This window comes from Bifidobacterium choloepi, assembly GCF_010667615.1.
In the GTDB taxonomy this organism is placed as follows: domain Bacteria; phylum Actinomycetota; class Actinomycetes; order Actinomycetales; family Bifidobacteriaceae; genus Bifidobacterium; species Bifidobacterium choloepi.
The window spans coordinates 179,220-190,227 of sequence record NZ_VYSG01000003.1 but is presented as its reverse complement, the minus strand read 5'-3'; the positions used below and the strand labels follow the sequence as shown (position 1 = coordinate 190,227).

The following is an 11,008-nucleotide window of genomic DNA, read 5'->3' as shown; positions in this document are numbered from 1 at the left end:
TTTTCACCCGAGGAAACCCTTTACCGGCTTTTGGCGCGCCTGAAACCTTCGCACCTTCCAAATGCCCCTCTGGAAAGTGCGACGGCTCCCCCTATTCCACGCTGATCGTGACCGTGTTGCTGGTGACATCCGGACTGTCGACGAGGGTCAATTGGGCCTGATAGGTGCCGGCGCTGACGTGCGGGAGGGTCGAATCGTCCACGCAGGTGTCGCCGGTCGAGTTCGTGTTCCACGTCATCGTCTGCGAATCGACCTGATCCTTGAACATCAGCAGCGGCCGGTACGTCGCCTGGCACGCGTCCGACCGGTAAATGGTGTCGTTGCCGGACTTGATGACGAGCACGCGCGAATCGTCCGCGCCGTCAACGAAGCAGCCACCCGTCTCCTTGCCGGTGAAGTCGATTTCCGCCGTGAACGTGACGGTGCCGCCGACGGCGACCGTCGTCTTGTCGGCGGACAGCTTGAGCTGCACGTCGCTCGACGAGCAGTCCGGCACGTTGCTCGTCGCGCTCGGGCTCGGCGCCGACGATTCGCGCGAAATGGAGTACGCGCTCGCCGACGACGCGATCTCGTGCATTGCGAACGCCCCGCGGATCAACGAGTAAATGCACAGCACAGCCACGACGAGCACGACGACGACACCGATCCCGACGACGGCCCTGCGCCGCCGGTACATCGCCCGCTTCTCCTTCGACATCTTCTTCGGCCGCACCTTGCCCGGCGCCCGGCCGCCGGCCCCGGCCGGCTTGCCGGCATTCCTGCCTGCAGTCCGGGCCGCCGACTTGCCGGACATCTTGCCGGCGCCGCGGCCGGAAGCATTGCCGGACGGCCGCGCCGCCGGCTTCCGCGCCGTCCCGCGGGCGTCGTTCGTCCGCCGCCCGTCGCCGTTCTTCCGGGAGCCCCTGCCGTTGCTGCTGTTCGCCATGCTCACCAGTGTAAATCAGTCGACCGATTCTTCCATGCGCCGCACAACTCCCCGCCACGACAGTCCAGCGGAAAGGCGTTCAACAGAAAAGTGTCCAGTGGAAAACCATCCAGCGGAAGCCCCCCCCCAACACGGCGAGCTGTTTTGCCGGATGTCACAAACCCGGGATCCGGACTCGGGTTGACATCCAGCAACACAGGCCCATCGGCGAGCGGCCGAATGCCGTCAACGCTCACTGCGGCAGGCGGGCGCTCTTGCCGGGGAGGAGCTCGATCAGGCCGTCGTCGTCGAGGCTGGCGAGGCAGCGGTCGAGCTGGGACCCATCCGGTACCAGCTCGACAAACGTGGCATAGGAAACCACGCCGCCGGCCTCGGTTGCCGAGTCCGTGGCACCTGCCGCAGCCGCCAAGTCCGGGTCTCCCGCCGCGGTTGCCGCATCCGAGCCGCCGACGGCATTGCGCAACGCTTGCAGGATCTTGCCGCGCGCCTGTCGATCCGTGCCTTCGAAGCGCTGGCGCGGACGCGTGCGACGTTCCCCCAGTCCGGGCCGGCCGGCCGCGAGGAACCGGCAGCAGTCGGCAACCGGGCAGTGCTCGCAGTCGGGATTCTTCGCCGTGCAGACCAGCGCGCCGAGTTCCATCACCGTCTGGTTCCAGCGGGTCGAGGGATTCACACGCCCATCCGTTGCGGAATCCTCGGCGGCAGTCGACGAGCCGGATTGGCCATCCTTCGCGGAATGCCACCGGTCGTCTTCCCTCACCGAAATTCCGGTTTGCCCGCCGACGGAAGAATTGCGCGAACCGCCCCCATCCTCCGGCAGCAGCAGTTCGGCGAGGGACCGCTCGACGGGAGTTGTCGAGCCGCCGAGCGATTCCTTGCCGAGAAACAGGCGGCTCAGGACGCGGCGGATATTCGTGTCGATGACGGCGATGCGGCCGTGGAAGGCGAAGCTGATGACGGCGCTCGCCGTGTAGTCGCCGATTCCTGGCAGGCCGACGAGCTCGTCGTAGGAGTTGGGCAGGCGGTCGCCGTAGTCGTCGGTGACCACCCTGGCGCATTCCTGCAGCCGTAGCGCGCGGCGCGGGTAGCCGAGCCGGCCCCACATCTCGATGACGTCGGCCTTCGGCGCGGCCGCGAGCGCCGCCGCGTCCGGCCAGCGTTCCATCCACGCGAGCCAGTACGGCACGACGCGGCTCATCTGCGTCTGCTGGCTCATGACCTCGGAAACGAGCACGCCCCACGGCGTCGTCGGCTCGCCGTCCGGTTCGCCGAGATCCCGCCACGGCAAGTCGCGGGCCGCCACGTCCCACCACGCAAACAGCCTGCGCTGCACCGCCGGCCGTTCCGCCAGCGCCGCCTCGCGCTCCTCGGCGCTCAACACTGGCGTCTTGCGCGCATTTTTCCCCTTGCTGGCCATGTTCACCTCGTTCATTCGGCCAATTGTAGGGTGAGTATGGGAGCTGACCTCGCACGATTCGCATGGCCATTTGGAAAGTGCGAGGTTTCTTGTCCACCCTCAAAATGCAAATGGCGAAATTCCGCCATTCTTTCCATTCCCGGCCTGCTGGAAACTTCGCACTTTTCAAATGCCCTTTCAAATCGTGCGATGTTGAGTCGTGTATGAGCTCCAAAACGACCTCGTCTCAACTCCACATGATCCTCATTTTGGCCTTTCCACCCACATCCTGACCCCGATTTGAACTTAAGCGTTTAAGCGATTACCGTCGCAAATGACGACGGAGTCGAAGGGACTCGCTGAGGAGGGCCGATACTACTTCACTATATTGCAGCACCTTTGCAACCATTGCAATTTCAGTGAATTCAGCAGACTTTTCGATCTTCGTCGCCATTTCAGAGAGAACGCCCGAACTCAAGGAGGACGAAGGGCATCATGAGAAATTATCTGAAGCGGTTCATCTCATCGCAGTCAAATCCGTCCCAATCACCGCAGCACAATGCGCCTCAATCATCGCCATCGATCCAATTCGCCTCCGCCACCCAGCCCCGTCATCCAAAGACACCGTCCATCGCCGGCTTCGCCCTGCGTCACAGTCCAAAAAATCGCACCACCAGCTTCACGCTGCATCGCCTCCCAGAAAACCATGTCACCACCAGCTCCACGCCGCACCATCGTTCCGGCCGCGCCACCGTCAGCTCCGCGTCGCGTCGCCTCCCCGAAAATCGCATCGCCGCCACCCCGCGCCGCAGCCCGAAAAGTCTGGCCGTCGCGGCCATCGTGGCGATCGGTATGATCGTGCCCATGACGTTCACTGCCGACATCGCCAGCGCCGACGAAGCTTCCGGCACCGCCGCGGCATCCTCCGCCGCGACCACCGCCCTCGCCACAACCACCACCGCCACTACCCACACCACGACCACCCCGACCACCGCGGATCCCGACGCCACCGAGGAAACCCAGGTCCTCTTCGCCAAGCTCCAGCAGACCGGGAAGGGCGGCCTGCGCTTCGGCCAGCAGCACGCCATCGACGAATCGATCAGCAGCACCGCCACCAATGGCGACGTCTACGAAATGACCGGCAAGTATCCGGCCGTCATGGGCTGGGACGCCGGCCTCGCGCTGACCGGCGACGAGAAGCCCGGCGTCTCCGACAACACGACGGCGCAGAACGCGCAGCTCCTCGCCGACGACATCATCCAGGCCGACGCCGACGGCGCGATCGTCACGCTCTCGGCTCACTGGAACAACCCGGCGACTGGCGGCAACTACTCCGACACCACCACCGTCGTCGCCGACCTCCTGCCGGGCGGCGACTACTCCGGCACGTTCAACGCCATGCTCGACGGCATCGCCGCCGTCGCCAACGACGCCGTCCGCGCCGACGGCACCCAGATCCCGATCATCTTCCGCCCGCTGCACGAAAACAACGGCAGCTGGTTCTGGTGGGGCGCCACGCACGCGAGCAATGCCGAGTACATCGAGCTCTATCGCTACATCGTCGACTACCTGCGCGACGTGAAAGGCGTCCACAACCTGCTCTTCGCCTACTCCCCCGGCGGCACCTTCAACGGCGACGCCACCGACTACCTCGCCACCTACCCCGGCGACGACTTCGTGGACATCCTCGGCTACGACGACTACGACACGGACAACAGTTCGAACGATTCGTCCGCCTGGATCGCCACCGTCATCAAGGACCTGCAGATGATCTCGGATGTGGCCAGCGCCCGCGGCAAGGTCGTCGCGCTGACGGAATTCGGACGATCCGGCGACCGCGCGTTCCACGAATCCGGCACCGGCGACCTCGACACCGCCTTCTTCAGCGAGCTCGCCGACGCGATCGCCGAGAACGTCCCGCAAGTCGCCTACATGATGACATGGGCAAACTTCGGCGGCAGCGGATCGGGCTTCCAGGCCTACACGCCGTGGAAGGGCAGCGACGGCGAGGCCGACTTCGTGGACTTTGCCAACAGCAACGCCAACCTGATGGCCTCGGCCGCCAACGTCGACTACACGGCCGCCGCCGTCGGCCAGGACACGCTCGACAACATCGCCAACGCCGCGCGCGTCGCGTCCGCCCGCATCGTCACGCCGACCGACGGCAGTCGATTCGACGACGACAACGCCCGCGACATCACCGTCGACCCGGCCACCGGCCACCATATCCTGACGGTCCGCGTGAAGACGGAAAACATCGCCGCCGAGGACCTCGACCTCGACCCGCCCACCGTCACCGCCACGCTCCTCGACGCCACCACCAACGGCACCGGCACGGACAACACCGACATCGCCAACACGGCCGCCACGGAAGAATCGTTCGACATCACGCTCTCCTACGTCTGCAACGGCTACCTGACCGGCACGCTCGATCTCGACGCCGCCGGCATCGACCCCGACGACGGCGGCAAGCTCGCGCTCACGGCGGCCGTCGCGGACACGGAAGGCAACCAGCTTGCCGACCTCAACGGCACCGTCACCGTCAAGCTCGGCGCGGCCACCGACACCGACGTCGCCGACGTCGAGAGCTTCGACGGCTACGATTCCGACGCCGAGCTACAGGCCGCCTACTCTCCGAACAATGCCGCGAAGGCGAGCTTCACGCTGACGACGTCGCCCGACGACGGTTCGCAGGCCGGCGACCTCCACTACGACTTCGACAGCTATCCGTCCTACAACGGCTTCCAGCGTTCCTACTCGACAAAGCAGGACTGGTCGGGGTATTCGGCACTGCAGATGTACCTGAAGCCGGACGGGTCGGACCACCTGTTCGTCGTGCAGATCAACGCCGGCGGCGTCACGTTCGAGGCGTATCCCGACATCTCCGGCACCGACGGCGGCCTCGTCACGCTGAGCTTCGGCGACGCCGACGGCGACGGCTCCGACTGGACGGTCGCGTCGTGGGACACCGCGAACGCCGGCAATTCGACGTCACAGCAGCTGCTCAGCCAGGTCGGCTCGTTCGCGCTGTACGTCAACGACAACGGCGGCAACCGCCCGCGCACCGGCGACCTGATCATCGACGCCGTCACGCTGACCGGTGAGCGCGACCCGTACGTCGCCGACAGCTCGGCAACCGCAGACGACGCCAGTGACGAGTCCGACATCAGCGACTCTTCCGACGAGTCCGGCGCCGATGCGCCCTCCGCGGCTGTCGCGTCGACGACTACCCGCCCGTCGACCTACGCCGACATCACCGCCGTCGACCCGTCAACCTGCCCGATCACCACCGGCTCGACTGACTCATCCACCGGCACTGACGACTCCCTCATCGGCGGTTCCTCCACTGGAAACTCCGGCTCGACCGGCTCCTCGGCCGACGGCACCACCGACGGCTCCTCGGCCACCGGCATCACCGACGGCACCTCGGCCGACGGCACGTCCAGCGACTCCGCCACGAGCGCCGACCCGTCGACGGAGTCGACGACGCCGGCCAGCGCCCTCGCCAACACCGGCTCCCCGGTCTCGATGGTCGTCATGGCCCTCGTCATAGCCCTAGCTGCCGCAGCCGCCGGCGCCCTCCTGATCCTCAGGCTGAGGCACTGATAGGACCGACTTCGCACTTTCCAGAAGGGCATTTGGAAAATGCGAAGTTCCTCCTGTCCCGGCAAAAAGAAAAACGGCGGAATTCCGCCGTTTTTCTTTTAAAGTAGGGGTAAATCTTCGCACTTCTCAAATGCCCCTCTGGAAAGTGCGAGGTCGCCCTCCGAGACCACCCTTCCATTCACCCTCACCCGTGCGGATTTGCTCCATTTTGGGCATTCATGAGCAATCGGCGTCCCATTTTGTCACCTTCGCACCGGCTTAGGCACCGGTTAGGCGCTGAATCGGCGACAAACCAGCCCCGACTCGGCTCCGGCTCACTCGCCGCCTTCGAAACCGAGCTGTCGCCAGGCCTCATAGAGCGCAATGGAAGCGGTATTGGTGAGGTTCAGCGAGCGCAGGCTCGGGCGCATCGGCAGGCGAACCTGCTCGGCGACGTGAGGGCCGAACATGATGTCGACCGGATCGGGAATGTTGCCGGGCTCGGGACCGAACAGCAGGATGTCGGTCGGCTTGTATTCGATCTCGGTGTACAGCTTCGTCGCGTGCGCCGTGAACGCGATGATGCGCGAGTTCGGCATCGACTCGACGAGGCTCTCGAAGTTCGGGTGGAGCACGACGTGCGCCATGTCATGGTAGTCGAGGCCGGCGCGGCGGAGCTTGGTGTCGCGCAGGTTGAAGCCGAGCGGCTCGACGAGATGCAGCACGCTGCCGGTCACCGCGCACAGGCGGATGGCGGAGCCGGTGTTGCCGGGGATGCGCGGCGAGTAGTAGCACAGGTGCGGCGTCGACGTCTCCATCTTCGCGGCGTCCTCCGGCTTCATCATCGCGTCGACGACGGAAATCGGGTTGCCGTGCGCGTCGGTCACGAGCTCGTCCGGTCCGTAGTTCGACTTGCGGTAGCCGTACTCGAACATCTTCTCGACCTGCTGTTCCGGATTCTGCGCCGGCATTGTCTCTTCGCTCACTGTGCCACTTTCTAGGAAAGATTCGTTCGTCAGAATCATACCGACTGTATTGAACGATTCTTCCGCTTCCCGCGCCATCACAAGGAAAGAAGCTCCCTGGAAGGGAGCTGCCGAGCGGAGCAAGGCTGAGGGTCGACCGTCCGTCGTCGCGGAGCGACGCGGACGCGCTGGAAGTTGAAGAGTCCCGTAGAACTTGGGTCGTACGGGACTTCTCACGTTCCAGCGCGCACTCGTCGCCTTCGGCGACATCGGCGGTCGACCCTCAGACCGCTTCGCGGCCAGCTCCCTTCCAGGGAGCTTTGGCCGGGGCCTCAGTTCTTGAAGGAATGGATCGGCGCCGGAATGCGGCCCTTGCGGTTGACGAATTCCTCGCAGGAGACGGTGTTGACGGGCATGATCGGCGCGTAGCCCATCAGGCCGCCGAAGTTGGCCATGTCGCCCACGCCCTTGCCGACGACCGGGATCACGCGGACGGCGGTCGTCTTCTGGTTGACCATGCCGATCGCGGCCTCGTCGGCGATCAGGCCGGAAATCGTCGAGGCCGGGGTGTCGCCCGGGATCGCGATCATGTCGAGGCCGACCGAGCAGACGCACGTCATCGCTTCCAGCTTGGCGATCGTCAGGCATCCGGAGGCCGCCGCGTCGATCATGTTCTTGTCTTCCGAGACCGGGATGAACGCGCCGGACAGGCCGCCGACGTACGAGGACGCCATGATGCCGCCCTTCTTCACCTGGTCGTTCAACATCGCCAAAGCTGCAGTGGTGCCCGGGCAACCAACCTGCGCGAGCCCAATCTTCTCCAAAACCTCGCCGACCGAATCGCCGACGGCCGGCGTCGGCGCCAGCGACAGGTCGATAATGCCAAACGGCACGCCCAGTCGCGCCGACGCCTCCTGCGCCACCAGCTGGCCGACGCGCGTGATCTTGAACGCCGTGCGCTTGATTGTCTCGCACAGGAACTCGAAGTCCTTGCCGCGCGCCGCGTCCAGCGCCGACGACACCACGCCCGGTCCGGACACGCCGACGTTGATGACGGCGTCGCCTTCCGTCACGCCGTGGAAGCCGCCCGCCATGAACGGATTGTCGTCGGGCGCGTTGCAGAACGCCACGAACTTGACACAGCCGTACGAATCGTTATCGGCAGTTGCCTCGGCGACTTCCTTGATGACGTGACCCAGCATCGCGACGGCGTTCATGTCGATGCCGGTCTTCGTCGAGCCGACATTGACCGACGAGCAGACGATGTCGGTCTCCGACAGCGCCTGCGGCAGCGAGCGGATCAGCAGCTCCTCCGCCGGCGTCATGGACTTGGACACCAGGGCCGAGTAGCCGCCGATCAGGTCGACGCCCACCTTCTTCGCGGCGCGGTCGAGCGCGTGCGCGATCTGCACGAAGTCGGCCGACGTCTTGCAGCAGCTCGCGCCGACCAGCGCGATCGGCGTGACGGTGATGCGCTTGTTGACGATCGGAATGCCGAAGTCGCGCTCGATGGCCTCGCCGGTCGGCACCAGGTCCTTCGCGAGCCGCGTGATCTTGTCATAGATGTTCTGGCACGTGCGCTCAAGCGACTCGCTGGCGCAGTCGAGCAGGCTGATGCCCATCGTGATCGTGCGGACGTCGAGCTTCTCCTGCTCGATCATCTGGTTGGTCTCGTGGACCTCCATGATATTCAGCATCGAAAAAATTCCTCACTCAATACTTGCGAAAATTTCGAACGATTCTTCCGTCGCGAACACTCCCGCGACTCACACGCGGTGCATCTTCGTGAAGATTTCCTCGCGCTGGCAGCGGATGCGCACGCCGATGTCCTCGCCGAGCGCCTCGAGGTCGCCGACGATCGTCTCGAAGCTCACGTCCGCCTCCGAGTAATCGACGATCATCATCATGTTGAAATATCCCTGGATGATCGTCTGGGAGATGTCGAGGACGTTCGTGTTGTGACCGGACAGGTACGTGCAGACCCGCGCGATGATGCCCACGGTATCCTGACCGACGACGGTGATGATGGCCTTGTTCATGACACTCCCTTTTCAGAGGCTACGGTTCGTCCCCTCAGTATATGGAAAAAGGGGGAACGATTCTTCCCCCATACCAAAAACCCAGTTTTCAGGCGCCCTCTCCTGATGTCGCGAACCCGAGCCGGCGGCTCGGGTTCGCGACATCAAGACATCAAGAGAGGCGGTCCGGATCACTTCCTCGCCGCGTGCTTGCCGCCGCCGGTCAGGCCGGCCGCCGCCTCCGCGGCCTTCTTCAGCCGGAAGTGCCGCCGCAGGAAAATGGCCGCGACGGTGCCGCCGATGATGACGAGCGCCGCGACAATCATCGCGATGTCCTTGACGAGCGCCTGGTCGATGCCCGGGTCGGCATCGTCGGCCGTCGGCGTCGGGATCCTGTGCCCCGTGACAATCAGGCGATGCGAGTTGACGCCGTACGGCGTGCACGTGATCAGCGAGACGAGGTCCTCGCCCTCCTTGATCTCGAGGTCGGAGACGTCGGTCGGCTCGACGACGTTGATTTCGGAAACTTCGTACGTGAGCACCTCGTCGAAGACGGTGATCGTGAACGTGTCGCCTTCCTTGAGCCGGTCAAGGCCGGTGAACAGCAGCGCCGACGGCAGGCCGGTGTGGCCGGAAATGGCGGCGTGCGTGGACGGCCCTCCGACCGGCAGCGACGATCCCTCGAGGTGGCCGGCCGCGATCTGCAGCACGGTGTCGGACGTGCCGTGGTAGATCGGCACGCGCACGGAAATCTTCGGGATCGTCACGTAGCCCATGATGCCGGTGCCGGTCACGTCGAGGATCGACTCGTACTCCTCGTGCTCGGCGTCCGTCGGAATGAACCGGCTCGTGCCGCGACCGACAAGCGCCGCGTTGTACGCGTTCGCCTTGGCGAGCTGCGCGTCGCGCTCCTCGGTGCTCATGTTCTCGACGGCCTCAACGTACCCGGCCACCGCCTTCGAGGAGACGTGTCGGTTCCACGCGTCGGCGATCGACGGATAGAGAATGAGCCCGACGCCGACGAGCAGCAACAGGATCATCGCGACGATCGTCAGGTAGAAGCGCGTGTTGGAATGCTTGCGCCGCGTCGCGTCGAGCTGCTTGGACGATTCGTCCGGCACGATCTCGCCGTCGTCGCCGCCATCATGGTGGTCTCCGTCGCCGGAGTTGCCTCCGTCGGAGTTGCCGGGATCGCCGGAGCTCGGCGGCACTGTGCCATCGCCGGAGTCGCCGCCCGCGCCGCCCGTAGCGGCATCGCCGGCATCGCCGATCGCCCCGGCGCCTTCGTCGCGCGGGGCATCGTCGGAAGGATCGTGAAGAGTGTCGAAAAAGTCGTCGGTGTCGGCGGAAGGATCGTCGCCGAACAGTTCGTGTTTCAGGTCGTCGCTGCCGTTGCCCATCGTTCTCGCTTTCTGTCTGGCTTCGAGCGTACCAGCCGACGCCCGGCCGGCCGAGCGTCCCGGCCCAATCTGCACACGCTCCCGACAGTTTCATAAAAAATGATGTAAAGAACCGGCAAAATAGTGAACGATTCCCGTGCAAAAAACAGGTCGGCGAGTTTTAATGTTTCCTGCGGCGACGATCCGACCGATTCGATCACTGGCCAGATTGAGCCGCCTTGGGCAAGCCCACCGAGACTTACCATGAATGAATAACACAGAAGAAGGGAACAACCAGCCGTTTTTTCATCGGTTTTCGGCTGGCCGGAGCGGCGCCGACAGGGCGAAAACGTCGGCGCCGCTCCCCTTTCTCCCCCAATTTTTTGCAGTCAAACCTGCCCGGGGTTTCGGCCGTTTTTATCCCTGCAATTTCCCATTCCGCGGCCGGAATTGCCCCCTATTATTCCCCCAAATCCACCCGGACAGTCCCAATTTTTATCTGTCCGGTGAAATCACAGAAGATTCCCGGGAAAAGGCAACCCACCACCATGCAAAAGCCCCCTGGAAGGGGGCTGTCGCCGAAGGCGACTGAGGGTCGACGCGTCCGCAAACTCAAGTTCCGCGAACCTGCCGATCACCACGAAACCGAACCATGAAGTAGCTCCCTGGAAGGGAGCTGCCGAGCGAAGCGAGGCTGAGGGTCGACGCGTTCGGCCCCGCCGAACGCCGGATCCCGAGCG

At 64.5% G+C, this 11,008-nt stretch carries 8 protein-coding genes; 1 reads left to right on the top strand and 7 read right to left on the bottom strand.

Annotation, left to right across the window (positions count from 1 at the left end; translation table 11 throughout):
* Nucleotides 1–91: 91 nt before the first annotated feature.
* The 3 genes from F6S87_RS07285 to F6S87_RS07275 form a co-directional block, all read right to left on the bottom strand.
* Nucleotides 92–925: a hypothetical protein gene (locus tag F6S87_RS07285; RefSeq protein ID WP_163227991.1), complete on the bottom strand. Its 834-nt coding sequence runs from the start codon at nt 923–925 to the stop codon at nt 92–94.
* 232 nt (nt 926–1,157) lie between these two features.
* Nucleotides 1,158–2,342: an HhH-GPD family protein gene (locus F6S87_RS07280; protein ID WP_231129437.1), complete on the bottom strand. Its 1,185-nt coding sequence runs from the start codon at nt 2,340–2,342 to the stop codon at nt 1,158–1,160.
* Between the two features lie 629 nt (nt 2,343–2,971).
* Nucleotides 2,972–3,187, bottom strand: a complete 216-nt coding sequence (locus F6S87_RS07275; protein WP_163227989.1) for a hypothetical protein — start codon at nt 3,185–3,187, stop codon at nt 2,972–2,974.
* Between F6S87_RS07275 and F6S87_RS07270 the strand changes: the two genes are divergently transcribed.
* On the top strand, nt 3,186–5,927 hold the full coding sequence (locus F6S87_RS07270) for a glycosyl hydrolase (protein ID WP_163227988.1): 2,742 nt from the start codon (nt 3,186–3,188) through the stop codon (nt 5,925–5,927). The genes F6S87_RS07275 and F6S87_RS07270 overlap by 2 nt on opposite strands.
* 314 nt (nt 5,928–6,241) lie before the next feature.
* On the opposite strand, the gene F6S87_RS07265 is transcribed toward F6S87_RS07270, so the two are convergent.
* From F6S87_RS07265 to F6S87_RS07250, 4 genes are all read right to left on the bottom strand, one after another.
* Nucleotides 6,242–6,877, bottom strand: a complete 636-nt coding sequence (locus tag F6S87_RS07265; RefSeq protein ID WP_163228071.1) for a tRNA (cytidine(34)-2'-O)-methyltransferase — start codon at nt 6,875–6,877, stop codon at nt 6,242–6,244.
* A 326-nt stretch (nt 6,878–7,203) separates the two neighbouring features.
* On the bottom strand, nt 7,204–8,568 hold the full coding sequence (locus tag F6S87_RS07260; protein WP_163227987.1) for a PFL family protein: 1,365 nt from the start codon (nt 8,566–8,568) through the stop codon (nt 7,204–7,206).
* A 69-nt stretch (nt 8,569–8,637) separates the two neighbouring features.
* Complete coding sequence (locus tag F6S87_RS07255) at nt 8,638–8,910, bottom strand: ACT domain-containing protein (protein ID WP_163227986.1); 273 nt, start codon at nt 8,908–8,910, stop codon at nt 8,638–8,640.
* A 170-nt stretch (nt 8,911–9,080) separates the two neighbouring features.
* Nucleotides 9,081–10,289 (bottom strand): class C sortase, encoded by a 1,209-nt coding sequence (locus F6S87_RS07250; RefSeq protein WP_231129436.1) that lies wholly within the window; start codon nt 10,287–10,289, stop codon nt 9,081–9,083.
* Between the last annotated feature and the right edge of the window lie 719 nt (nt 10,290–11,008).